Annotated in this window: 22 protein-coding genes and 1 pseudogene; 11 read left to right on the top strand and 12 right to left on the bottom strand. The window is 44.2% G+C overall.

Features of this window, described 5'->3' with window-relative positions:
- Nucleotides 1-47: 47 nt before the first annotated feature.
- From CEG13_RS01430 to CEG13_RS19325, 3 genes and pseudogenes are all read left to right on the top strand, one after another.
- Entirely contained in the window at nt 48-1457 is a 1410-nt protein-coding gene (locus CEG13_RS01430) for a sodium:solute symporter family protein (RefSeq protein ID WP_100009982.1), read from the top strand.
- A complete protein-coding gene (locus CEG13_RS01425; RefSeq protein WP_338032997.1) occupies nt 1454-2593 on the top strand; it encodes a M24 family metallopeptidase in 1140 nt (379 codons plus the stop codon). The genes CEG13_RS01430 and CEG13_RS01425 overlap by 4 nt, the downstream gene beginning before the upstream one ends.
- A gap of 341 nt (nt 2594-2934) precedes the next feature.
- A pseudogene (locus CEG13_RS19325) lies at nt 2935-3325 on the top strand (bacitracin ABC transporter permease); the annotation flags it as partial.
- Nucleotides 3326-3395: 70 nt separating this feature from the next.
- On the opposite strand, the gene CEG13_RS01415 reads toward CEG13_RS19325, so the two are convergent.
- A complete protein-coding gene (locus CEG13_RS01415; RefSeq protein ID WP_100009980.1) occupies nt 3396-4661 on the bottom strand; it encodes an MFS transporter in 1266 nt (421 codons plus the stop codon).
- Between the two features lie 288 nt (nt 4662-4949).
- On the opposite strand from CEG13_RS01415, the gene CEG13_RS18645 reads away from it, so the two are divergent.
- From CEG13_RS18645 to CEG13_RS01390, 6 genes are all read left to right on the top strand, one after another.
- Nucleotides 4950-5105, top strand: coding sequence for a hypothetical protein (locus CEG13_RS18645; RefSeq protein WP_158234622.1), 156 nt, complete (start codon nt 4950-4952; stop codon nt 5103-5105).
- 603 nt (nt 5106-5708) lie between these two features.
- Nucleotides 5709-6977 carry a hydroxymethylglutaryl-CoA reductase, degradative gene (locus tag CEG13_RS01410; protein ID WP_100009979.1) on the top strand — a complete coding sequence of 423 codons (1269 nt, stop codon included), beginning with the start codon at nt 5709-5711 and terminating at the stop codon, nt 6975-6977.
- A gap of 158 nt (nt 6978-7135) precedes the next feature.
- Entirely contained in the window at nt 7136-7372 is a 237-nt protein-coding gene (locus tag CEG13_RS01405; RefSeq protein WP_100009978.1) for a hypothetical protein, read from the top strand.
- Between the two features lie 2 nt (nt 7373-7374).
- Nucleotides 7375-8724 (top strand): tripartite tricarboxylate transporter permease, encoded by a 1350-nt coding sequence (locus CEG13_RS01400; protein ID WP_100009977.1) that lies wholly within the window; start codon nt 7375-7377, stop codon nt 8722-8724.
- 214 nt (nt 8725-8938) lie between these two features.
- Nucleotides 8939-9574: a DUF6198 family protein gene (locus CEG13_RS01395; protein WP_100009976.1), complete on the top strand. Its 636-nt coding sequence runs from the start codon at nt 8939-8941 to the stop codon at nt 9572-9574.
- Between the two features lie 173 nt (nt 9575-9747).
- Nucleotides 9748-10389 (top strand): YczE/YyaS/YitT family protein, encoded by a 642-nt coding sequence (locus CEG13_RS01390; RefSeq protein ID WP_100009975.1) that lies wholly within the window; start codon nt 9748-9750, stop codon nt 10387-10389.
- Here the strand turns inward: CEG13_RS01390 and hutG are convergent.
- The 8 genes from hutG to CEG13_RS01350 form a co-directional block, all read right to left on the bottom strand.
- A complete protein-coding gene (gene hutG / locus CEG13_RS01385) occupies nt 10386-11342 on the bottom strand; it encodes a formimidoylglutamase (protein ID WP_100009974.1) in 957 nt (318 codons plus the stop codon). The two genes, CEG13_RS01390 and hutG, sit on opposite strands and share 4 nt — an antisense overlap.
- The gene (hutI, locus tag CEG13_RS01380; protein WP_100009973.1) at nt 11339-12586 is read right to left on the bottom strand and encodes an imidazolonepropionase; all 1248 of its coding nucleotides are present in this window, start codon (nt 12584-12586) and stop codon (nt 11339-11341) included. Before hutI ends, hutG begins: the two co-directional genes overlap by 4 nt.
- On the bottom strand, nt 12587-14254 hold the full coding sequence (gene hutU, locus CEG13_RS01375) for a urocanate hydratase (RefSeq protein ID WP_100009972.1): 1668 nt from the start codon (nt 14252-14254) through the stop codon (nt 12587-12589).
- Nucleotides 14247-15767 (bottom strand): histidine ammonia-lyase, encoded by a 1521-nt coding sequence (gene hutH, locus CEG13_RS01370; protein WP_100009971.1) that lies wholly within the window; start codon nt 15765-15767, stop codon nt 14247-14249. Before hutH ends, hutU begins: the two co-directional genes overlap by 8 nt.
- A gap of 106 nt (nt 15768-15873) precedes the next feature.
- The gene (gene hutP / locus CEG13_RS01365) at nt 15874-16314 is read right to left on the bottom strand and encodes a hut operon transcriptional regulator HutP (protein ID WP_100009970.1); all 441 of its coding nucleotides are present in this window, start codon (nt 16312-16314) and stop codon (nt 15874-15876) included.
- 237 nt (nt 16315-16551) lie between these two features.
- The gene (locus CEG13_RS01360; protein ID WP_100009969.1) at nt 16552-16707 is read right to left on the bottom strand and encodes a YvrJ family protein; all 156 of its coding nucleotides are present in this window, start codon (nt 16705-16707) and stop codon (nt 16552-16554) included.
- 315 nt (nt 16708-17022) lie between these two features.
- On the bottom strand, nt 17023-17247 hold the full coding sequence (locus CEG13_RS01355; RefSeq protein WP_100009968.1) for a DUF2922 domain-containing protein: 225 nt from the start codon (nt 17245-17247) through the stop codon (nt 17023-17025).
- A gap of 168 nt (nt 17248-17415) precedes the next feature.
- Complete coding sequence (locus CEG13_RS01350) at nt 17416-17640, bottom strand: DUF1659 domain-containing protein (RefSeq protein ID WP_100009967.1); 225 nt, start codon at nt 17638-17640, stop codon at nt 17416-17418.
- A 287-nt stretch (nt 17641-17927) separates the two neighbouring features.
- Here CEG13_RS01350 and CEG13_RS01345 point away from each other — a divergent pair, with 287 nt between their 5' ends.
- Both CEG13_RS01345 and CEG13_RS01340 read left to right on the top strand, forming a co-directional pair.
- Nucleotides 17928-18962, top strand: coding sequence for an LCP family protein (locus CEG13_RS01345; RefSeq protein WP_100009966.1), 1035 nt, complete (start codon nt 17928-17930; stop codon nt 18960-18962).
- 221 nt (nt 18963-19183) lie between these two features.
- Nucleotides 19184-20233: an LCP family protein gene (locus tag CEG13_RS01340; protein ID WP_100009965.1), complete on the top strand. Its 1050-nt coding sequence runs from the start codon at nt 19184-19186 to the stop codon at nt 20231-20233.
- A gap of 46 nt (nt 20234-20279) precedes the next feature.
- Here the strand turns inward: CEG13_RS01340 and CEG13_RS01335 are convergent, their stop codons facing one another.
- From CEG13_RS01335 to CEG13_RS01325, 3 genes are all read right to left on the bottom strand, one after another.
- A complete protein-coding gene (locus tag CEG13_RS01335) occupies nt 20280-21272 on the bottom strand; it encodes an MraY family glycosyltransferase (RefSeq protein ID WP_100010542.1) in 993 nt (330 codons plus the stop codon).
- Nucleotides 21273-21502: 230 nt separating this feature from the next.
- Nucleotides 21503-22819 (bottom strand): teichoic acids export ABC transporter ATP-binding subunit TagH, encoded by a 1317-nt coding sequence (gene tagH / locus CEG13_RS19440; protein WP_100010541.1) that lies wholly within the window; start codon nt 22817-22819, stop codon nt 21503-21505.
- Between the two features lie 15 nt (nt 22820-22834).
- On the bottom strand, nt 22835-23662 hold the full coding sequence (locus tag CEG13_RS01325; protein ID WP_100009964.1) for an ABC transporter permease: 828 nt from the start codon (nt 23660-23662) through the stop codon (nt 22835-22837).
- Between the last annotated feature and the right edge of the window lie 47 nt (nt 23663-23709).

Below are 23709 nucleotides of genomic sequence, written 5' to 3'. Positions count from 1 at the left end.
TAGAATGGAAAAAAATATTGGGTTGTATCAAACAAAGGGGAGATTTTATGGAATTTACCAATCAGCCGATACTCATTTGGTTTGTCATAGGTTATGGTATTTTTATGTTAATACTCGGAGTAGTCTACTCGAAGAAAATCAGCTCTAGTGAGGACTTCATACTTGCAGGAAAGTCGCTTGGACCGGTTGTCCTAATGGGGACACTGCTTGCGACTTGGGTCGGCAGTGGTTCTGTTACAGGGGGGCAAAACTCGCTCGCATACTCATTCGGACTATGGCCGGCACTGATGTCCACGCTGCCGTCGCTTATCGGTATCGGGACCATTTTTCTTATTTCGTCCAAAATTAAACACTATGGTAAATATACTGTAGCGGAAATACTTGAAGTGAAATACGGAAGATGGGCCAGCCTGCTGGCGGCATTGATCATCATTCTGGCGTTCGTCGGCATCGTTTCATACCAGTATCAGGGTCTTGGTTTTATCCTGAATATATCTACAGGTGTTTCTGTTGAAATGGGAACGATAATCGCAGCAGCCATCATCATCTTTCTGGCATGTGTCGGTGGCCTGATGTCTGTTGCGCCTACGGATGCGGCCAGTGCGTTTCTAGTGGTAATCGGACTCATCATCGCCTTGCCGATCGCCCTGTCAATTGGAGGCGGTTGGGGTGAAATCACTTCAAATGTGCCGGACAGTCATATGTCACTGACAGGTTCACTTAGCTTCATCCAATTGATGGGTTATTATCTGCCGACATTATTCCTATTGCTTGGTGACCAGAACATCTATCAGAGGATGACAGCTTCTCAAAACGACAGTTCGACTAAACTCGGTACAGCGGGATGGATTCTTGGACTTATCATCATTACACCGATCATCTCCATCCTTGCATTCATCTCACGGTCTTTATTCCCGGACGTCGACCCAGGGATGGCATTGATTGCACTGACAAGTGTACTACCGGTCGCAATCGGCGGCGTATTGATTGCTGCGCTTACTGCATTTATCGTAACGACGGGTAACTCCTATCTGTTATCTGCTGCAACAAGCGTGATATACGACTTTTTCGGAAAATACATGAAGAAGGATATTACCGATCACCAGAAACTCGTTTACACAAGAATACTGATTCCTGTACTCGGAATCATTTCATTCCTGCTCACGATGTACTTTCCGACAATACTTTCTGTACAAATGTATGCCTATACAGTATACGGTGCCGGAATCACACCAGCGCTGCTGGCAGTGTTCCTGTATCCTAAAGTCACTAAACCTGCCGGATTATCTTCAATGGCAACCGGGCTCATCGTGACACTGTTCTGGGAGTTCTTCTATGTAGAGTCGACGGGCATAAACTCCGTAATCATTTCTGTACCGGCGGCAATCATCGTACTTGTTGTTGTCACAATGTTTACTGCGAAAAACGATGAAAAAATGAAAGGTGCGGCTGAATGATGGAAACTGCTGAGAGAATTGAGTGTTTAAGAAAGGTCATGGACCAGAAGGGTTTGGATGCCTCGATTATCTTTAATTTTGAAAATCAGTTTTACTTCAGCGGATTGAAGGCCATTACTTATTCGAGGCCGATTATTTTGATTGTTGAGCATACGCGTCAAAGTCTGATCATACCGAATCTGGAAGAGAATCATGCCCGAGAGAAGACGGATGTGGATGCACTTTATGTGTATCATGAAGTCGAAGAGAGTTCTGAGAAAAGTACAGATTATCGTGAGCTGTTTGATCAGGTGCTGCTGAAATTGGATGACGGAAGCAAGATTGGGATTGAATATGGTTCGCTGCCGACTAATTTTACTTTCAGGGTACAGGAAAAAGGATTCCGGATTGAGGATATTGGCAGGAGTATTGTAGACCTGCGGGCCATCAAGTCGGATGAAGAGATAGAGATGGTTAAAAAATCCGGTGAACTGGTCAGCGATGCATTGAAGCACACATTGGAGAATTCAGGATCCTACCAGTCAGAACTGGAAATCGATTATTACGGCAACCAGTTTTTATTCGAAGAAATTTCAAAGAAATACACGGATTCTACATTGGATTACTTCGTTATGTCGCCGTCAGGGATTGAGCGGACGAACATGCCGCATGTCTTCTCAAATACAAGAAAATTAGAAGATGGGGACATCATCATCCACAGCAGGCAGGTAGGCCTTAACGGCTATCGGGCAGAATGTGAGCGGACTTTCTTTGTGGGAGAGCCGACAGAAAGACAGAAAGAAGTTTTTGATGTCATGCTCCGTGCGCATGAGGCAGCATTGGACTTCATCAAAGTCGGCGTCACTGCTAGGGAAGTGAATGCGGCAGCTTTGGAAGTTATCAGGGAAGCGGGACTTGAGGAATACGTCTCTCATAGAACCGGTCATGGCATAGGAATCGGCCAGCACGAAGAACCATCACTCAGATTCGACAACGATCTAGAATTGCAGGCCGGTATGGTGTTCTGCGTCGAACCAGGTATTTATATTCCGGGAGTCGGCGGATTCAGACATTCGGATACGGTAGTGCTGAGGGAAAAGGGCACTGAAGTCATTACTGAATACTCGAGAGATTTGGAGAGTTTGATATTTAAATAATGTATTGGCAGGCACCCGTCAGAGTTGAATTACCACTTTGCCGGGTGATGCCTCTTAAAGACTCCGGACGGATTGAAGAAACGAGTGTGGAACAAACCTACCTGGGGCTCCATGATGACTCCGTTCTTCCGCTTTATTACACAGACGGCGGCTTGCCCGTCGCGGTGGTGGATCATATAACATTTGAAGAACTGAAAAAGGACACGGAGGCTGCCACGGACTCCGTATATACCGGCATTAATTTACAGGATACTTCCGACATGGAAGAAGCGAATGAGGTGTTTCAGGAAATCGATACTGCTTCTGAGTTTGCCGGAAATGCGTCGCGTTTGGCAACCAGCACCAACCAAAAAATGAACATGGGCGTCTACATGTTCATCGTCGGCTTTCTGGGCCTGGCTTTTCTGATCACTTCAGGATGCATCCTATACTTTAAACGAATGGATGAAAGTGAAGATGAAAAAGGCAGCTATACCATTTTACGCAAACTAGGCTTTACCCGGGGCGATCTGCTGCGCGGGATTCAGATGAAGCGGGCGTTTAATTTTGGCATTCCGCTCGTCATCGGAACTCTTCCACAGTTATTTCGCAGTTAAGTCCGGCTGGTTCCTGTTCGGAACTGAGCTCTGGACGCCGATGATCTTTGTGATGATTGTGTATACTGCCTTGTATTCGATCTTTGGTATGTTATCGGTATTGTATTATAAGCGGGTGATTCGTGAAGCGTTGTAAGAAGAATATGTTAGAAAAAACAGGTCGATTCCACGAACAGGATCGGCCTGTTTTTTACTATATGCAAACGTCAGGCTTTCACTACATCCTTCTTCTCCACATCCGGCACAAACATCAAAGCCACAAATCCGATGATAAACAGCACAATTAGACTAAAGACACCAATTGCCGAACTGCCGGTTAGCTGAGCCGTAACACCAACTAAAAATGGACCTAATATGGCAGCGAATTTGCCAAATATATTGTAGAAACCAAAAAACTCATTGGATTTTTCTTTTGGAATAAGCTTGGCGAAATAAGAACGGCTAAGTGCCTGAACTCCCCCTTGGGCAGTTGCTACAAGCATAGCCAAAATCCAGAAATCCGCAATCGTTTCCAAGAACATGGCATAGGTGCAAACAAAGATATAAATGATAATTCCGGTATACAGCATTTTTTTCGCCCCGAATTTTTTTGCCAGCCTGCCAAATAGAACAGCAAATGGTGCAGCTACCACTTGAACAGCAAAGAGAGCAATCAAAAGATCGGTCGCGCCCAGTCCCAAATCCGTTCCATATGCAGTGGACATGGAGATAATCGTTCCTACCCCATCAATATAAAAGAAATAAGCGATCAAAAAGATAAAAACGGCACGATATTGTTTTATTTCCTTAAACGTTCTGCCCAGACGTTTAAAGCTATTTGCCACGATTTTAGGCTCGGGGTCAATGCCATGAATCTGATGGACATGTTTCACCATTGGCAGAGCAAAAGCAAACCACCATGCTGCCGTAATCAGAAAGGCGATTCGACTTGCGGTTGTCGATGATAATGGAAGGATTTCCATTTGTGCCAAAAGGATAATGGCAATACTCAGGATAAACGGGATGGTACTGCCGATGTACCCCAGCGCATATCCTTTGGCTGACACATCATCCATCCGTTCTTTTGGCGAAACATCGACTAAAAAAGCATCATAAAAAACATTCGCACCGCGGAAACCCAATGTCGTTAATGTATAGACGATCAATAAAAGCAGCCAATTATCAGCTGGTACAAAAATGAGCAAAACGGTGGAAATCGTCCCAAGGAGAAAGAAGGACATAAAGAACTTTTTCTTCATCCCCCGGTAATCAGCAACCGTTCCAAGTATCGGAGCCAACATTGCCAAAATAAATGTCGCAATCGAAATCGTGTAGCCCAAATATGCCGTGGAATCTGCGGAAGCAACGCCTGCATTATCCGCAGCTGCTTTAAAAAATATCGGAAAAATTGCTGTCACGATGATGATCGAATAGGCTGAATTTCCCCAGTCGTACATCATCCAGCTTCTTTCTTCTTTACTCAACTTCCCCATCTCATTCTCCCCTTCTATAGTCCTATTAGTCAGTGTACAATAAGAATGGTGCGGATTACAGCTATTTTTAATAAAATTAATAAAAAGAAAATAATTGATTCATAATGGTAATAGTTGTTTAAGCGTATGGTGTGGACTGGCGTTTCATACCATCTGCAACAGAAACAGGTGTAAAAGCTCGCTTAAACAGGAATAGTGAAGGTAATGGGTAAACCATAGAAATTTCCAGCATGCGGATGGATTCAGCTTTGATTTGGAGGATGCAAAACCCACTTAGGAGGTGAAAAAATGCCTAAATTTGATGTGAATAAAGCCTTGAATAAAATTAACGAATATACAAATTCCAAAAGTGACAATGCCAATGACAATAACGAAGACCAGCAATTTAAAGAAGAAGTATTAAAACGGTTAGCAAGGATTGAAGAGAAGTTGGATAGGAAATGAATATTATCAGGGCGATTCCATAAATAGAATCGCCTGTTTTTCAGTTATGAATTTTCCTTACTGATTTTATTAAGTTCTTGTTCCGTCAGCCCCGTTAGCTCAGGATATATCCTTTTTTGAGCATGTCTGCTGCTAATTCTCTTTCTCTTTATTTCTCTACTTTCCGTCTAATCTCATCCCTAATCTCCCTAAAAATCTGCTCTCCGTGGGGAGCTGATACATCCTGTCCTCCATGGATTATTCCTCCGTGTATTGCCCTGGATTCGCTTCTCACCACAGTATTGAATATGCCTCTATTTTCTCAGTTAAGAATTTAACGTCCTGATGGTTTGAAGAATAAATTATATTTTTCCTGCCAAGCAAATAAAATATAATAAACAGGCCCGACACCAACCAATATGCATGCTATCGAATGATTATAATTAAATTCACGTATTGACAATTTCTAAAATTTCCTTTTATACTGTATTCAACAATGTTGAATACAGGGAAACTTGATTGAATTATTGCTCCTTCCTAGTATTTGACACAATACAACCAGGGTCAAATTCGTCTTGATTGGAAGCGCTAACAAATTTTAAATTTAACTATGGAGGAGATTTCATGACATCACGTATTTCAGGCTTTTACAAAAAGTCTCCTGAAGAAAGACTTGAATTAATTTCACAACATCTCAATCTTTCCGATGAAGAGAAAGAACTCATGCTAGGCCATTCCGGCTTTACAGTGGCACAGGCCGACCGACTGGTGGAAAATGTTGTTGGATATTTGCCTGTTCCGCTAGGCATAGCAGTCAACTTTCAGGTGAATGGAAAAGATGTTTTTGTACCGATGGCAACCGAGGAGCCCTCTGTAATCGCAGCAGCCAGCAATGCCGCGAAACAAAATATTGGAGGCTTTTTCACCTCTTATTCTGGGTCGATCATGCGAGGACAGATCCAGGTGATCGGCGTTAAAGACCCATATGGCGCACTTGCCCGGATTTATGAGAACAAGGAAGCCATTCTTGAACAATGCAACGAACAGGATCCTACACTTGTATCTTTTGGAGGCGGGGCAAAAGATTTGGATGTGCAAATCATTGATGGGGAATCAGAAAAAATGGTTGTCGCCCACCTTCTCGTCGATACGAAAGATGCAATGGGAGCAAATGCCGTCAATACAATGGCTGAAGCTGTTTCTCCCTTTATTGAAAAAATCACAGGCGGAAAGGTTGTTCTTCGAATATTATCCAACCTGGCCGACCAGCGCATCGTACGTGCCCGCGGCGTGTTTGAAAACCCATTTAAGGGGGACCGGGATGCACTAGAAAACTTTATCCGGGCATACGAATTGGCTGAAGCAGATCCCTACCGTGCCGCAACCCATAACAAAGGCATTATGAACGGAATCTCGGCTGTGGTACTGGCGACAGGAAACGATACAAGAGCGGTAGAGGCGGGAGCACATGCCTATGCCTCTGTGACAGGAAGATACCGTTCGCTGACACGCTGGGAAATTAATGCTGATGATTCGATAACCGGAACGATTGAACTGCCAATGCCTGTTGGATTGATTGGTGGTGCAACACAATCCCACCCTGTTGCCAAATTGGCGACGAAAATTCTTGATGTCGAAACAGCGGAAGAACTGGCGGGAATTATTGCATCAACCGGGCTCGCCCAGAACTTTGCCGGCCTAAGGGCGCTAGCGGGTGAAGGAATACAGCAAGGTCATATGAAGTTACACGCCAGAAACATGGCCGTGATGGCAGGTGCTCATGATGATGAAGTTGACAACGTTGTGAAACTAGCAGCAAATCAAGGCAAAATAAGTTATGATAATATTAGACAAATCGTATTATCATTGCAGGAAAATGGAGGAAGCCATTAGACTGGAGAAGAATCTATCCACGAATTGACAAATAGCGAATTTTCAGTGGGGCCCTTCAGCGTTCCCAGTAGATAAATGAAGGAGGTTTAGCGAGAAAGTTTATTTCCTTAATATTTTTAAATGGATGATCACTCATGTTTTTACGAGGGGGATAATAAATGAAGGAAGAAAACAGTGAAAATTATGTGGAGGTTTGGGAAGACAATGTCAACATTAAGGATTTGCTCATTGCCATGGCACTTTGCATCGGCTTTGCGCTTGGAGGTTATTTGTTTGCATTCGGTGACACGCCACCGCTGATTTTTGGCCTTGCCGGTGGAGTGATTGGATTTATTATCTCCAGTATCATCATTAAACCGAAAAGACAGCTGACGATGATGGAAGAAGGTGAATAATAATGGATGCATCTATAATTATTCAGATGGTTCTTGCCAGTGTCGGCGGAGCTGTAGTATATACATTAATCGGAATTGCACCAGGCACGGATGAAACGGCCGTTCTGGCCCCCGTCACGATTGCTCTTGCGCTTATGGGGCTGTCGCCTTATGTGATTTTGGCCTTTTTTATATCATCTCTCGTAGCCAAAAAATTGACCGACTCGATTCCCGTGGCTGTAGCGGGCATACCAGGTGGTGTCATGGCTGCTCCTATGGTAGAGCATGCCATGGTACTGAAAAAGCACGGGCTGCCGGATGTCAGCATTCGGAAAATGTCGTCAGGGTCGGTGATCGGAACACTCGTATCTATTCCGGCCAGCTTTCTAATCGCCTACTTGATTTTGCCAATAGCAGATACAGTTGCCGCGTATTCCGGGCAGATATTTACCGCTGGTGCGATCTTTCTCGCGTTGCTGACACGGAATAAAGTGCTGTCACTTGTCATGATTCTGCCATTTGCTATTCTGATCATGGGACTCCGTCATTTATACTGGGGTCTTGATATTGTCCCGGAAGATACGAATGTTTTCGTTTCCTTCTTTTTAGGGATAACGATCGGACCGATTGCTTTTACGCTGTTTGAGCTGTTAAATAAGAAGGTCCGAAAAAACATGCCTGGTCTCGGGGCCAAAAAAATAGAGATGAAAAGATCAAAAAAAGAGAAAGGGCTCCCAAACCCATTCAAGATTCTAACTGGAAAGGAATCCCTGACAGCTGCGATCGGCAGTTTTCTAGGGTCTGTCACCTTCTTTCTTACCCCGGTTGGCATGACGGTATTCTGGGGTGAGGCAATCACCCGGCACATTAAAGACCCGGTTCAACGGGCATCCCGGGCAATATCAACCATGGACGGCCTGACAAACGCCTCCTATCTTTCCGGGACACTGATCCCGCTGATTGCGATCGGACTGCCATTATCACCGATGGCCATCGGACCAGCTGCCGGGCTTTTCAACGCACCGCCGGTTTTTACCCCGGAGAATAATATACACCACCTTCTGTCGATGGGGGAAATCATGACGGCAACCATTATTGGTGCTGCGATTGCGCTGCTGATTACCTTTTTTGTTACAATCAAATTTTCCAGCCAAATCTGTGCGATTGTGTTTAAATACATCCCGCACGAAGCATTGATTGGACTGTTTGCTGGTCTTGTCGTCATGCTTGCATTTATGGATGCCGGTATATTGAACATTTTTGGTACCATTTTGGTCGCACTCGTAGCCGGACTGCTGCATAGAAATGGGGTCAATTATGGGGTTATGTTCATGGTTTTATATGCCGCACCATGGCTCTTAGGACTGTTTTAAAATAAAATATCAATTTGAGTAGAGCGGGAGGAATGCGATTTTCCCGCTGCTCTTTTTCATATTTGTAACTGGATGATGATGCCTATTGGAAAATCATCTTTTTTCATGCTAAATTGAAAAGCAAAGCGTTCGTGATTATTTTACGGTCATGGGAGAATTTATTTAACCGAGCTTGTAACAGCGTTCTTTCATTGAAAAAAAATCGGAGGTCTAGATGAGAGTACTACCTGTAAAATCATTATGGTTTATATTTTCCATTACATTAAATGCTTTAGGAAATAGTTTCATGATAATTTCCAACTTAGGAAGCGCTCCCTGGACATCTGCAGGGGAGAATCTTGTGTTCATATTACCTTTCTCTGTCGGGGTTTGCATTATTATTTTGCATTTTTTTTCATTTTTCCTCAGCTATTTTATGAAAATGAAACTTAAATTCAAAATGATTGGCAAAAGCCTGGCAACCGCTGCTGTTTTTGGCGTTTTAATTGATTTGTTTTTGTATTTACATCAGATTGTGCACGTACCGGATGCTATAGGAGTACAGTATTTATACTTATTTATAGGGCTCAACCTCATTGCAGCAGCTATATGTATTTATTTTCAATCTAGTTCCGTCTACTTGCCAACAGATTTTTTGTTAAAAGCGTTTGGGAAACTGGTGAAGAATTATACATTAGCTACGATTTTATGGACAGCGATTCCATTATCGATTGGTCTAATTATTATTCTCTTCCGAAACCAAGTAGTTGGGATTGGTCCAGGGACATTGCTGTTTATGTTTGGATTGGGATTTTTAATCGATCAATATAATCGCTGGATTGTGATTGGTAAAGCTTCATATAATTATTAATCGTTTGCCGTGGCGAGACACAGTCTTGGCTACTATATAACTCCCTAAATCAAAGGGAGTTTTTATTTGGAGGGTATCATCAAAAAATGCAATTAGGCCCCTAAACAAATATAATTGTAAAAGCACTTATTTAAGCTTAAGATAGAATATGGAAACCAGAATTGGAGGTCTACATGAAAGCACCATCTATAAACAGAAATTCACTATGGTTCATCCTTTCTATCACATTAAACGCCCTGGGAAATAGTTTTATGGTCATATCCAACTCAGGGAGCGCGCCGTGGACATCGGCAGCGGAAAATCTTGTCTACATATTGCCGTTCTCCATCGGTGGTTGCATCGTTATTGTGTATTCCCTTTCCTTTTTATTCAGCTATATGTTGAAAATAAAACCCGGGGTCGGACTCATTGTTAAAAGCATGGGGCTTGCTGCCGTTTTTGGGTTATTCATTGATTTGTTTTTGTACATCCATCAGCTTGTCTATGTACCGGATGCTATCTGGGCTCGTTATTTATATTTATTCATCGGGCTCAACCTCATCGCAATCGCTATCTGCATTTATTTTCAATCAAGCTCCGTATACTTACCGTCTGACTATTTGCTGAAGGCGTTTGGGAAAGTTTTTAACAATTATACATTGGCCAGCATTTTAGCCACAGCGATTCCATTATCGATTGGCGTCATTATTATTCTCTTTCGAAACGAAATAGTCGGGATCGGTCCAGGGACATTGTTGTTTATGTTTGGAATGGGGTTTTTGATTGATCAATATAATCGCTGGATTGTGATACGCAGAGAGACCGGGACAGCCTAACCTCTCGCTGTCCCGGGGGTCCCTGCCATAAACCTCAACAAACCATACGCCGCCACCCTGCTCGTCATATTACGAAAATCCACTGTCGGGTCAATCTCCACAATATCCATCGCGCCGACCTTATCCTGCTGTGCCAAAAATTCAATCCCCCCAAGCAACGTTCTGCTGCCCATCCCGCAAGGTCCGATTGCCGGACACCCCGGTGCAAAGGTCTGATCCAGCACATCCATATCCACAGATAAGTAGATGGCATCCACCTCCATAGCCAATCTAGCAAATTCCTTCTCTAAAATAGAATTGATTTTCATTTGTTCCACATCGGCCATCGTATAAACAATAACACCCTGTTCCAACGCATACTCATGGTACGCTCTGGCATTGGTAAAATCACGAATCCCTATTTGAACTAGATTTTCCCCTTTCAGTACGTCTTCCTCCAACAACCGCCGGAATGGCGTACCATTTGTCGGACCGCCATCTTCCGTATTACGCAGATCGTGGTGAGCATCAAATTGAATCACACCAACTTTGCCATGTTGCTCGGCAAACGCTTTTATGGAGGAATAGCTGATCGAATGGTCGCCTCCTAAAATCATCCATTTTTTCGCAGCCTTGGTGGCATAAGCCTCACGCATTCCTTCATACGCCCGCTGCTGATTTCCGATAACATCCGTCGGGTCCATGTAGATATCCCCAAAGTCCATGATTGGCTGCTGCAGCTCCACCTCTTGTTCAGCCGAATAGGTCGTATAACTCCCAAGCGCAGACCGGATCGCCCCGGGCGCAAAGGATGCACCGGAGTGGCTGATCGACGGTTTCGACAACGGGATACCTGCCAGCGCAAACTCGCTCGACCGCCCCGGCTCCCACGCCCGCAGCAGTTCCTTCGCTTTGGTTGTATGCCGATCTTTAAAAATTGTTTCTCCTGCAGGCTTAAATAAATCCAATGTCATCGAATCTCCTGCCTTTCATATAAAACAGCTCCATTCTTAATCACGGTGTTCGCATGATTGACCCCATAGTGATACGGAATATACATGTAATTCGGCGCATCCCAAATCACAACATCCGCACGGCGGCCAACCGCAATCGTCCCAGCATTATCGCCTTCCCCAATCGCATGTGCGGCATTCACCGTTACCGCATGCCAAATTTCTGCCGGGGTCATTTTTAATTTCAATGCGGCAATCGACATGATCAACTGCAAGTTTTCCGTAACCGAGCTGCCTGGGTTAAAGTCGGTGGAAATCGCAAGTGCTGCTCTCTGATCCATCATCTTGCATGCCGGGGCATACGAATCTTTGCCTAAATAGAAAATCGTTCCAGGCAAAATTACGCCGATGGTATCGGAATCCGCCAGCTGCCTGATCCCCTCATCCGAGGCGACAGCCAAATGGTCGCCGCTAATGGCGCCCATTTCCACCGCAAGTTCCGTACCGCCCAGCGGATGGATCTCGTCAGCATGGATTTTTACACCAAACCCATGCTCCTTCGCCTTTTGCAGATAACGCCGGGATTGATCCACAGTAAAAACGCCTTTCTCGGTAAAAATATCAACAAACCTCGCCAGATCTTTCTCCCGAATCTCCGCAAACAGGTCGCTCATTGAATCCAAAAACGCTTCAGGGTCATCTTTATACTCCGGCGGTATCGCATGAGCTCCCAAAAAAGTAGAAACGATATCCAATGGGTGGCTCTCGTTTGCTTGTTTTACCACATTCAATTGCTTTAATTCCGTTTCCTTATCGAGCCCATAGCCGCTTTTTGCTTCGACCGTTGTGATTCCATGCATCGCCATTCGGTCTAAATGGAATAGCGCTTTTTCCAGAAGTTCGCCTGACTGTGCCTCCTTTGTCGCACGAACCGTTGACAAGATTCCTCCGCCTTTTTCCAAAATCTCCAAGTAAGGGACGCCCGCTTGCTTCATCGCCATTTCTTTTTCACGCGAGCCTCCGAAAACTAAATGGGTGTGTGGCTCTACAAGGCCTGGTGTGACAAGCTTCCCCCCTGCATCGATTGTTTTCTCCGCAGCAGGAGCCTCGGCTGTTTTCCCAATCCAGGCAACCTTTCTCTCCTGAATCGCAACCGCAGCATTTTCTATTGTCTCCAGTTCATTCATGTCTTTCCCTCTTACCGGTCCTTGTTTATTCATCGTTAATAACTGGCCAATATTTGTAATGACAACATCTGCCTGCATCTAATCCCCTCCCCTTTCTTCACGCATTGGAATCGCAATATCATGCTCTTCCGCAAATTCAATCGCCTTTTCATACCCTGCATCAGCATGGCGGATTATCCCCATGCCCGGGTCGGTCGTTAACACCCGCTCCAGCCGCTCCTTTGCCAAGTCAGTTCCATCCGCAACAGCGACCATTCCGGCGTGCAGCGAATAGCCCATGCCAACCCCACCGCCGTGATGGAAGGAAATCCACGAACCGCCGGCCGCCGTGTTGATTAATGCATTCAGAATCGCCCAGTCCGCGACTGCATCACTGCCATCTTTCATTCCCTCCGTTTCCCGGTTGGGCGAAGCGACAGACCCGCAATCCAAATGGTCACGCCCGATCACGATTGGCGCCTTCAACTCGCCATTTTTTACCAATTCATTGATCGCAAGCCCCATTTTCTTCCTCTCTCCATAGCCGAGCCAGCAAATCCGCGATGGCAGTCCTTGAAAAGATACTCTTTCCTGTGCCATATCAATCCAGCGCAGCAATGCTTCATTTTCAGGGAAAAGCTCTCTGATCAGCCGGTCGGTCCGATAAATATCCTCCGGGTCCCCTGAAAGCGCAGCCCAGCGGAATGGTCCTTTTCCTTCGCTGAATAGCGGCCGGATGTACGCCGGAACAAACCCTGGAAAATCAAACGCATCTGCAACCCCTTCATCCTTCGCTTCCTGCCTGATGTTGTTTCCATAGTCAAAAACAACCGAACCTCTCTTTTGATAGGAAAGCATGGATTCCACATGCCTTGCCATACTGGATTTGGAGCATTTCACATACGTCTCCGGGTCACTTTTGCGCAATGAGGCTGCAGCTTCCACACTGTACCCAATCGGAATATATCCATTTAACGGGTCGTGAGCGGATGTCTGATCTGTCACAATATCGATTTTAATATCGCTCGCTAACAGTTCATGGTAAACTTCCGCAGCATTTCCCAAAAGGGCAATGGATAATGCCTTCCCTTTTTTCTTGGCTTCATTTGCCAAATTAATTGCTTCATCAATACTATCTGTCCTCACATCACAGTATTTTGTCTTCAATCGCTTTTCAATCCGGGCCGGGTTCGCCTCAACCACAATCACCACCCCTTCATTCATAGTGACCGCGAGTGGCTGTGCGCCGCCCATCCCGCCGAGACCTGCCGTCAATGTGATCGTTCCCCGGAGTGTCTCATTGAAATGCTTCTTGGCAATAGCGGAAAAAGTTTCATAGGTTCCCTGCAATATCCCCTGTGTCCCGATATAGATCCAGCTCCCGGCAGTCATTTGCCCATACATCATCAACCCTTTTTGGTCGAGTTCATGAAAATGCTCCCAGGTCGCCCATTTCGGAACGAGGTTCGAGTTGGCAAGCAGCACTCGAGGAGCATGTTGATGTGTTTTGAACACCCCAACCGGCTTGCCTGACTGTACGAGCATCGTTTCATCCTTTTCCAGGTTTCTCAGAGTTTGAACGATTTTCTCAAATGCCTCCCAGTTTCGGGCAGCCTTCCCAATCCCGCCATAGACCACGAGCTCTTCCGGATTTTCCGCCACCTCCGGATCGAGGTTGTTGTACAGCATCCGAAGTGCTGCTTCCTGCTCCCATCCTTTGCATTCCAGTTCTAACCCTTTTTTCGCTTGCACCTTCGTCTTATTCATGAAAAATTCCTCCCTCCATATGTGCATGACTTTCATGCGAGCATTTCAACCAGCTGGACAAACGCTCGATGTCCGGTGAAAACACCCGGTCTTTTGTGATGACCGGAACAATTTGCCTTGCCTTTTCATAAAAATCCCTAGTGCGCGCGGCCATCCGTTCCACTCCGCGATACTCCACCGCTTCCATAGCACAGATCAGCTCAATCGCTATAACCCGGCGCGCATTTTGCAGCATCTGCAGTGCATGCCTTGCAGCAATCGTCCCCATGCTGACATGATCTTCCTGATTAGCCGATGACGGGATCGAGTCAACACTTGCCGGGTGTGCCAATGTTTTATTTTCCGAAACCAGGGATGCCGCACTGTATTGCATAATCATCGCCCCTGACTCCAGCCCCGGATTCGGACTCAGGAAGGCCGGCAAATCATTCAGCTGCGGGTTGACCAGCCGTTCAATCCGCCTTTCCGAGATATTTGCCGCCTCCGCTATGCCGAGTTTAATAAAGTCCATCGCAAAAGCAATTGGCTGCCCGTGAAAATTGCCCCCGGAAATGACTTTGTCGGCGCATGAGAAAACCAATGGATTATCCGTGACAGCATTGATTTCCGTTTCGATTTTTTCCCTTGCATAATGAACCGTCTGCCAGCAGGCGCCGAGCACTTGCGGAATGCATCGTAAAGAATAGGCATCCTGCACGCGCAATTCCCCCTGGTTTGTCGTCAGGTCGCTGTCGAATAAAAATGTCCTTACCCGCTCGGCGACATCTATCTGCTCCTGATGTCCGCGAACATCATGCAAATCCGCATCGAACGCCGTAATAATCGCCTGCAGCCCTTCCATTGTCATGGCCGCAATCAGCTCGGATTGCCGAAGCAGTTTTTCCGCTTCCAGATAAGTGACAACCCCAACCGCCGTCATCGCCTGGGTGCCATTGATTAACGCCAGCCCCTCTTTTGCTTTCAGTTTCAACGGAGGGATGCCTTCCTTTTCCAGTGCAACTTGAGCAGGCACCCGCTCTCCTCTGTAAAAAACTTCCCCCTCGCCGATTAAAGCTAAAGCGAGATGAGACAGGGGAGCCAAGTCTCCGCTGGCACCGAGCGAACCTTGTTCCGGAACGACTGGATGAACCTGAGCATTGACCAAGTCGACCAGCTGCTGCACCAGCTCCACGCGGACCCCGGAAAACCCCTGTGCCAAGGCATTTGCCCGGAGCAAGAGCATAGCCCGGCTGATTTCCTCTGAAAAAGGACCCCCAACCCCACAGGCATGCGATCGGATCAGATTCAGCTGCAGGTCATTAAGGTCATCATCCGCTATCAAAATATCGCTCAATTTGCCAAAACCTGTGTTAATTCCGTATATGGTTTTTTTCTTAGTGATCAGATTTTCAACGGTTTCTCTGTTCCTTTTTATTTTATGGATGGCACTGCCAGCTATGACGGCCTTTTCCTGATCAAAAACCACCCGCTTCACCTCATCCAACGTCAACGTTTCTCCGGTTAACGTCACCATTTTGCTCACCTCCAATGTAATCGCTTTCCAAAAAAACAGCAAAAAGGGTCGCACAACACACGAAATGTGTTATGCGACCCCCTAAATTCACTAGTTTACTATGGGTCTAAATATGATTGATCCCGAGACCTATTGCTTCATGCTCCAGCCCTTTAACAGGAGCACCGATCGTTCCGTAAAAGGCAACCGCAATCCATTCTCCTTCTGCCTTGTCGTCATATGGATTGCCGCGGATGATGGAAAACTGGAGACCCACTGTCCTGAGAACGGTTCCAATTTGATTGCTGCCGCGTGTGACCCCGCTCATCGCCTCCATGATCGCATGATACATGGCATGGGTTTCCCTGTACAGGCCTGATTGGATGATCCCTTGATTTCTAGCCGCCGTTTCCACAGCTGCCACAACTTTCTGGCCATCCATCGAGCCAACTTTTCCTTTGCAAAACTTCCAATCTAATTCTCTTACATTCTCGGATAGCTTATTTTCATCTCGCAGGAGCAACAATATTGCTTCTTTGCCGATTAAATGATTGCGATTCAGCGGCATAATTTTCACTCTTTTCTAATGACTAATTTTAGTTTATTTTATTTTTCTGGAAATGTCAAACTACAAAACGCCAGCGGCAATCGTGCCGAAAATGATTAATGGGATATTCTAATACCTCCTTTGTTATAATAATATAACTTTTATTATAGAGGATTCCATTGGCAGCTGACAGAAGAATTTCATTGAAAATTATACTTAAAACCGGCTCTCTGCAATACAGAAAACCGGTGTCTGGATTCACTTCATCTTCTCAGGCAACGCATGAATCGATTCGATCAGCTGGTTGAGTTTTCCTTCGATGCGGTGAAGCAGGTAAAACGTCACCGCAATGGGAAAGCCAACCTCCGTCACGACTGAAACCCATGTTTCCTCCAATGGATTGCCTCCTCTCATTGTTAATTGTTGTGGGACAAGGTTGGGGAGGGTCGCTCGATGTCGGGATGCACTCGCCCGGTTCGGGGTGCTACCCGCCCGATTTCGGCATGCATCGCTCGACTTGGCCTGTCACACGCTCGATCTAACGCGCTGCTCGCTCGATTTGATGGTGCGTTCGCCCGATTCCAGGGTGCACTCGCCCGATTCCGCTGTCCACTCGCTTGATAAGTACCCACCCCACCCGACAACACAGCCTTCCCCCCCCCCCCACATTCTGCAAAACAGACCAGTGGCTAAGCCGCTGGTCTAGTTTTACAATCATGCCTTATTCACTTACTCCATCCCAAGGTCGATTTCCGTCACAATTCGCTCGACAATCCGGGCGCTGTCCTTTTCCACGACATTGCCGCCGGATGAGGTGAAGGCGTTTTGGGTGATGATTTCATCCATTGCTGCATTGACCGCAACGGCATCAGCCGGTTCCACTGGGTTGTCCAGTGAATAGGTGACCATTTTTCCGTCTTCATTGCGAAACTTCAGCTCCAACTTTTTTGACATGATTCCACCTCCTTTCCTTTCAAATTATCCTCTTCAGCGAAACTCACATGACCGCCATCAGCCAACTCATACAGCTTGCTTGCCCTAAGGCCTTGCCGCCGACTCAACACCAGCACCCTCAGCAACTGCGGTCTTAGCGGCCATGCCAGCTTACCCCTTCACTGCCGGTTAGGCTTCACTCAGCTCGGAGTAATCCCGGCGTTCCACGTTTTGCAGGGGAAATTCCTGCAGGCCTGCCACTGCTGTCGCGATTGGCCACAACTGGTCAGGAGTAGCGTCCGTTTTTACGTTGTTAAAGCTTTTGGATGTGAAGATAGGGTTGCCTGTTTCCGGATCCTCTCCCGCGTACAGTTCCAGACGCAGCGATGAACTTACAATTGTTGCTACTGCCATGCTTACCACCTCCTTTCACAACTACAATCGAAAGAATCAGCGAAAAGGGGGCATGCCCCAGAAACTTTTTTGAAAAAATTTTGCGCGTATGTACATATAAAGGAAGAAATGAGAAACTCCCCCTGCCATGCCACCAAGCAGCATAAAGTTTCGATTATAGAATAAACATAGGAGATGGGAAAATATGCTGGGGAAGTGCGCCTATATTGCAGTCCGACATTTCCCTACACATTTTCCTCTATACCTTGTAAAATAGGGGGTAATAATTGTCGCGAGGAGCTTTTCCAATGGGAAGACATCAATCAACAAAGAGGCGGTTTTCGTGGAAAAAATTGCTGTTATACAGCGGGGTCTTCCTGTTATTTCTTGTTGGCACAGGCGTCGGGTATGCGGTTTATCTGTATGATACAACTGCCGACACGATTGCCGGTTCGCACGAGGAAATCGGCCGGGAAAATGAAACATCTGAACTAAGGAACGGGCAGGTTCATCCAGTGGAGGATAACGTATCCGTCTTGTTCATCGGTGTGGACAGCAGTGAACACAGGGACAATTTGGAAACAAGCCGCTCCGATGCTTTGCTTTTGGCCACCTTTAATAAGGATCAAAGCACAGTAAAACTGTTGAGCATTCCCCGCGACTCCTATGTCTACATCCCGGAAGTCGACTATTCCACAAAAATCAATCACGCCCATGCCTTTGGCGGACCGCGTGCAACAATGGAAACGGTAGAAAACTTCTTAAATGTACCAGTGGATTATTTTGTGCGGATGAACTTCGAAGCATTTGTGCAAGCAGTGAATGCGCTGGGTGGAATAACCTTTGATGTGCCATATGAAATCAGTGAATCTGACTCGAATGATGACAAAAACTCGATCCACTTGTACGCTGGCGAGCAGGATCTAAATGGCGAAGAAGCCCTAGCACTTGCCCGGACTCGCAAGTATGACAGTGCTATTGCCAGGGGGCAGCGTCAGCAGGAAATATTGCGGGCTATCGCCGACAAAGCAACCTCCCCGTCTTCTGTTTTCAAACTGGAAGATGTGATTGTTTCGGTCGGTTCCCATATGCAAACCAACCTGTCCTTTTCCGAAATCCAGGGCTTTTTGTCCTATGGCCTGGATCGGAATGTCTCCATTGAAACCGTCAATTTCGAAGGGGCCGGCGGATATATGGCCGATGGCGGCTGGTATTACCAGGTGGAGGATGAAAGCCGGGCGGAAATTCAACAGGAACTGCGAGAGCATTTGGATTTGCCGACCGTCAAAGATCCTGTGACGGATTTTGCGGAGGACACGGAAGACAATGGATCAATATATTAACCTGGGAGGAAAGTAGCTATTTGCTGCTATCCTCCTTTTTCGTTCTTTCATGTAACTTTTCTCCTACATAAACGTCTATCTAAAAGCAGGAAAAAACATTGTAATAAATATGTTATTTACGAATACGCACATTCATAGTAAAATAAAGGTTAGCATTTTTTAATGATAAAATGAATGGAATAAAAAAATAGATATTTCATTCATAGGGGAGAAGAATAAATATGTCGAATCAAAAAACAACGCAAACCCGCGTTCTGAGGAGAAAGCGCCGCAGGCTAAGGAAGCGTGCATTCTTAATTTTGATACCATTGGCTTTACTGTTAGCTGTAGTCAGCTACGGAGGGTATTTATATATAAAAGCAGATAATGTTTTATCAAATTCCTATGTGGATGATGGAAGAGAAAAGTCCGAACTTCGGGAAACTGCAGTAGATCCAAGCAGTGATAATGTTTCCATACTGATTATGGGTGTCGATGCCAGTGACATACGTAATAATGCTGATAATGCCAGAACCGACACATTGATGGTAGCTACATTAAATATTGAAGAAAAAAGTGTAAAATTGGTAAGTATTCCACGTGACTCACTGGTGTACATTCCAGAAGTAGGTTATGAGACAAAGATCAACCATGCTCATGCTTATGGAGGTACAGAGGCTAGCATCAATACAGTGGAAAATTTATTGGACATTCCTATTGATTACTTTGTCAAACTCAACTTTGAAGCATTTATCGATGTGGTGAATGCCGTTGACGGAATAACAGTAGATGTTCCCTATGAATTATACGAACAAAATTCAAAAGATCAGGCGAGAGCAATCCATTTGATGCCTGGGGAACAACAATTAAATGGTGAAGAAGCCTTAGCTTTAGCCAGAACCAGAAAGTTAGATAATGATATAGCGCGTGGGAAAAGGCAGCAAGAGATTATAAAAGCTGTCGTCGATAAAGCCGTATCACTCAACTCTGTGTTAAAATACGATGATATCATTGAGGCCGTTGGCAGTAACATGACAACGAACATGACTTTCTCAGAAATGAGAAGCTTTATTGGTTATGGAACACAGGGATCGAACTTGGATTTTGAAATGCTGACACTCGATGGTACGGACTATCAGCCAGGAAACACCTATTATTGGCTATTGGATGAATATGCACTTAGTGAAACAAAACAATTACTGCAAAACCATTTGGGTGTTTCAGGAACGACCACAGCAAGCGACACAGGTGAAACCTCTACCTCATCAGGTGATGGAACGAACGCTTACTAAGAAAACGAAAAAAGGTGCTGACCAGCAATCTGGTTAGCACCTTTTTTTATGATTTATGCCTTAATGCTTTAAAAAACCTTGTAAGCGGTTTGAAATCATTGCCGATCATATTAAGGTTTTCAACTAATAATTGTACAGTTAACACGGCAATGGCGAATATTAAAATGGAACCCCATACCGTGGTCATAGAAAAAAATACTGCAGATAAACTAAACATCGTACTTAGTAAATAGATAAAAAGCACTGTTTGCCGATGACTAAACCCCGATTTGACCAGCCTGTGATGTAAATGTGAACTATCCGGACTGGATAATGGCTGTTTGTTTATATACCTTCTTATCATCGCAATTAATGTATCGGAAATCGGGACCCCCAAGATGAAAATAGGGATGATGAAAGATACAACTGCTACATTTTTAAAGCCAAGTAAAGCTAATACGGAAATCATGTACCCCAAAAATAAAGCACCTGTATCCCCCATGAATATTTTTGCCGGATAAAAGTTATACCGTAAAAAACCAAGGGTACTGAAAAACAAAATAAGTGCCATCGTCGCCACATAAACATTTCCCATAATTACTGCCATTCCTGCAATAGTAAAAAGGGCAATTGTTGATACACCAGCGGCTAGTCCGTCTAATCCATCAATTAAATTAATAGCATTTGTGATGCCTACAATCCAAAGAATGGTGAAAATAACACTAGTGAAACCAAATTCCAGCTGTCCTCCGAATGGCAGGTTAATGAATTCGACTTGCAAACCGCCCCAAAGTACAACAATAGTAGCCACAATAAGTTGGACTAAAAACTTAATTTTTGGCGATAAATCATATAAATCATCAGCCGCTCCCAGAAGTACAATAATAATCGCGCCAAAAATAATTGCCTGGTGAGATTCACTGACAGGCTGAATGATGAGTAACCCACAAATAAAACTTAGGAAAATGGCGACTCCACCCAATGTTGGGATAGGCTTTGCATGCATTTTTCTATAATTAGGCCGATCCGTAGCATTTATACTTTTAGAATATTTTATCATGAGCGGCGTTATCAAGAAGGAAATCAAAAAACATAAAAATGCTAACAAAGTAATGTTAATCACCCGGCCCACCCCATTTAATTCTATTTTTAAAAAAGTATACACTATATAAGCATAAATTGCCTAGATAATGTTGAATACTTAGCGTTAACATTCCCCTTTAGTCATAATTCTAACCATGGATGGGTAGCTATGCTTTTACCTAAGGTTTAATTATCTCATTTTTGTATTCATTCTACTAAATGATTGTTGTGGATCCATACTTGTTTGTCATCTAGTGCACCATAATACCATAAATTTCCGCCGACTTTCATTGTTTTACTAACCACAAATTCAACTTTTTCATATTTCCCAAGACTGGAATAGAGCAGGTTTTTCTTACCACCCCAGGGACGGCTATACGCAACCCCGGCCCCATTTATATAAAAGATTTTTGTATCATCATCAATCGCCACAGCACTATGGCTGGATACTTCAGAAGCTTTCATCCAACCAATAAGGCCATTTTTTGCACTTGGTTCATTACTCAATAGATAAAATAATTCATTATTAAAAGTTGCTTGCTTCTTAATATAATAAACACAGTTCTTGTAACCGTCGGATTTCTCTTTTTCTGTTGTAGTGGCAGGTGTAGAATATATATAGGAACTGCCTGCTTTTATATGACCTAATCTGCTTGTCAGTTGTTCTGTATAACTTTCACCAGCTTCAAAAGGATGGGAATTGTCAATTAAGCGCTGCCCAAATGAATCCTCTTCATTTTTAGGATTAAGGTCTAACTCAAAGTTTCTATAAGCTTCTCTTTCTTTTTTTGACAATTTTTTCCATTGCTGCAGAAAATCTTCATACTTAGGAATCACTTCCTCCACAGGACCGTATTCCTTAACCATACCATATTCCAGCCAGAGAATTTTCTCGCAGAATTGTTTCATTTGGCCAAGGGAGTGACTGACAAAAATCATTGTCTTTCCCTTTTGTTTAAACTCTCTCATTTTGTTCAAACTCTTTTCTGCAAATGCTTTATCTCCTACAGATAATGCTTCATCAATAATTAAAACATCCGGATTGACATTAACAGAAATGGCAAATCCCAATCTTGATTTCATCCCGCTGGAATAAGATTTAACGGGCTGGTCAATAAATTTCTCAAGCTCAGCGAACTCAATAATTTCCGGTTCGAGGGCCTTTATCTGATCTTTATCAAAACCTAACATCAACAGTTTTAATTCAATATTATCGCGACCTGATAAATCACCCTTTAGCCCGGCAGAAACAGCAATCAAGGATGTCTGTCCGTTTACTTCCACACTTCCCGAAGTCTCAGGTACAATGCCGGCAACGATATTGGAAAGTGTCGATTTTCCGGAACCATTTATACCGATAAAGCCGATTATATCACCCTTATCCGCCTCAAAACTAACGTCTGTCAGGGCAAAAAAATCTTCCCCGTAACTTTTAGGTGTAAGCAAATCCAAAAGGCGCTCTTTTGTCCCATTGTATAATTTATATTTTTTTGTCACATTGCTTGCGATTATTGCTTTATCCATGATTTTCACATGCCTTTATAAGTAATCAATAAAATGCTTCCTGAACTTCATGTGAAGCATAGAACCAAATAAGAACAGTACGATCACTAATGCCCAAAAATATAAGGTATATTCCCAATTAGTCAGGAAGTACCATTCAGTTCCAAAAAAGGAAGCCCGGTAACCTTCAATCAAGTAGTACAATGGATTCAACTTCATCAGATCCATGATAAAAGGATAAGGAGAGTCACTTAATATGGTTATCGGCCATAGTACACCGGAAAGGTATAACATCATTCTTAGCGTAGAGTTCAGCAGCATATGCACATCTCTTACAATCGTTGAAAGTGTTGATGTAATAAGGGATATCGAGAATATTAAACAAAATGCCCCAAATATAAAATAAATGAGCTGAAAATAATGAACGTTAACAAAATAACCATTAAATTGGAAGATGATAATCGTTACCATTAACATAAACAGATGAACATAGAACTGAGAAAATATAACGTAACTTGGAATCACACTCATAGGAAAGTTCATTTTTGACAACATTCGTAACCTGGAATAAATCGACTTCGACCCTTGAATCGTTGATTGATAAAAGAATATCCATAAAAAAAATGCTGCCAATAACCAGCTGAAAAATGGTACCTCTTCTCCTGCCATTTCGATCGGTGCACGCTCTCTTAATGTACCGAAGACAAACCAATAAATTGCAATTTGAATAGCCGGATTAATGACCTCCCAGGCCATACCCAAATAATTATTTTCATTTTTGCTTTTTAACTCATATAAAGAAAGCCTTCTGATTAAATAGAAGTAATCAATTTGCTCTCTAATAACCTTTATTGCAGATTTCATACGTATTTCCTTTCAAGTAACCCAGTGTGTTGACATTACGTTACTAA

Source organism: Lentibacillus sediminis (assembly GCF_002763455.1).
Classification (GTDB): Bacteria; Bacillota; Bacilli; order Bacillales; family Amphibacillaceae; genus Lentibacillus_D; species Lentibacillus_D sediminis_A.
The sequence above is the reverse complement of the archived record's forward strand: the minus strand, read 5'-3'. Positions and strand labels throughout refer to the sequence as shown.

What these genes read in the sequence shown, in the direction of transcription:
- CEG13_RS01430 (WP_100009982.1), top strand. Translation starts at nt 48, where the DNA reads ATGGAATTTACCAATCAGCCGATACTCATTTGGTTTGTCATAGGTTAT.
- CEG13_RS01425 (WP_338032997.1), top strand. Translation starts at nt 1,454, where the DNA reads ATGATGGAAACTGCTGAGAGAATTGAGTGTTTAAGAAAGGTCATGGAC.
- CEG13_RS01415 (WP_100009980.1), bottom strand. Translation starts at nt 4,661, where the DNA reads ATGGGGAAGTTGAGTAAAGAAGAAAGAAGCTGGATGATGTACGACTGG.
- CEG13_RS18645 (WP_158234622.1), top strand. Translation starts at nt 4,950, where the DNA reads ATGCCTAAATTTGATGTGAATAAAGCCTTGAATAAAATTAACGAATAT.
- CEG13_RS01410 (WP_100009979.1), top strand. Translation starts at nt 5,709, where the DNA reads ATGACATCACGTATTTCAGGCTTTTACAAAAAGTCTCCTGAAGAAAGA.
- CEG13_RS01405 (WP_100009978.1), top strand. Translation starts at nt 7,136, where the DNA reads ATGAAGGAAGAAAACAGTGAAAATTATGTGGAGGTTTGGGAAGACAAT.
- CEG13_RS01400 (WP_100009977.1), top strand. Translation starts at nt 7,375, where the DNA reads ATGGATGCATCTATAATTATTCAGATGGTTCTTGCCAGTGTCGGCGGA.
- CEG13_RS01395 (WP_100009976.1), top strand. Translation starts at nt 8,939, where the DNA reads ATGAGAGTACTACCTGTAAAATCATTATGGTTTATATTTTCCATTACA.
- CEG13_RS01390 (WP_100009975.1), top strand. Translation starts at nt 9,748, where the DNA reads ATGAAAGCACCATCTATAAACAGAAATTCACTATGGTTCATCCTTTCT.
- hutG (WP_100009974.1), bottom strand. Translation starts at nt 11,342, where the DNA reads ATGACATTGGATTTATTTAAGCCTGCAGGAGAAACAATTTTTAAAGAT.
- hutI (WP_100009973.1), bottom strand. Translation starts at nt 12,586, where the DNA reads ATGCAGGCAGATGTTGTCATTACAAATATTGGCCAGTTATTAACGATG.
- hutU (WP_100009972.1), bottom strand. Translation starts at nt 14,254, where the DNA reads ATGAATAAGACGAAGGTGCAAGCGAAAAAAGGGTTAGAACTGGAATGC.
- hutH (WP_100009971.1), bottom strand. Translation starts at nt 15,767, where the DNA reads ATGGTGACGTTAACCGGAGAAACGTTGACGTTGGATGAGGTGAAGCGG.
- hutP (WP_100009970.1), bottom strand. Translation starts at nt 16,314, where the DNA reads ATGCCGCTGAATCGCAATCATTTAATCGGCAAAGAAGCAATATTGTTG.
- CEG13_RS01360 (WP_100009969.1), bottom strand. Translation starts at nt 16,707, where the DNA reads ATGAGAGGAGGCAATCCATTGGAGGAAACATGGGTTTCAGTCGTGACG.
- CEG13_RS01355 (WP_100009968.1), bottom strand. Translation starts at nt 17,247, where the DNA reads ATGTCAAAAAAGTTGGAGCTGAAGTTTCGCAATGAAGACGGAAAAATG.
- CEG13_RS01350 (WP_100009967.1), bottom strand. Translation starts at nt 17,640, where the DNA reads ATGGCAGTAGCAACAATTGTAAGTTCATCGCTGCGTCTGGAACTGTAC.
- CEG13_RS01345 (WP_100009966.1), top strand. Translation starts at nt 17,928, where the DNA reads ATGGGAAGACATCAATCAACAAAGAGGCGGTTTTCGTGGAAAAAATTG.
- CEG13_RS01340 (WP_100009965.1), top strand. Translation starts at nt 19,184, where the DNA reads ATGTCGAATCAAAAAACAACGCAAACCCGCGTTCTGAGGAGAAAGCGC.
- CEG13_RS01335 (WP_100010542.1), bottom strand. Translation starts at nt 21,272, where the DNA reads ATGATAAAATATTCTAAAAGTATAAATGCTACGGATCGGCCTAATTAT.
- tagH (WP_100010541.1), bottom strand. Translation starts at nt 22,819, where the DNA reads ATGGATAAAGCAATAATCGCAAGCAATGTGACAAAAAAATATAAATTA.
- CEG13_RS01325 (WP_100009964.1), bottom strand. Translation starts at nt 23,662, where the DNA reads ATGAAATCTGCAATAAAGGTTATTAGAGAGCAAATTGATTACTTCTAT.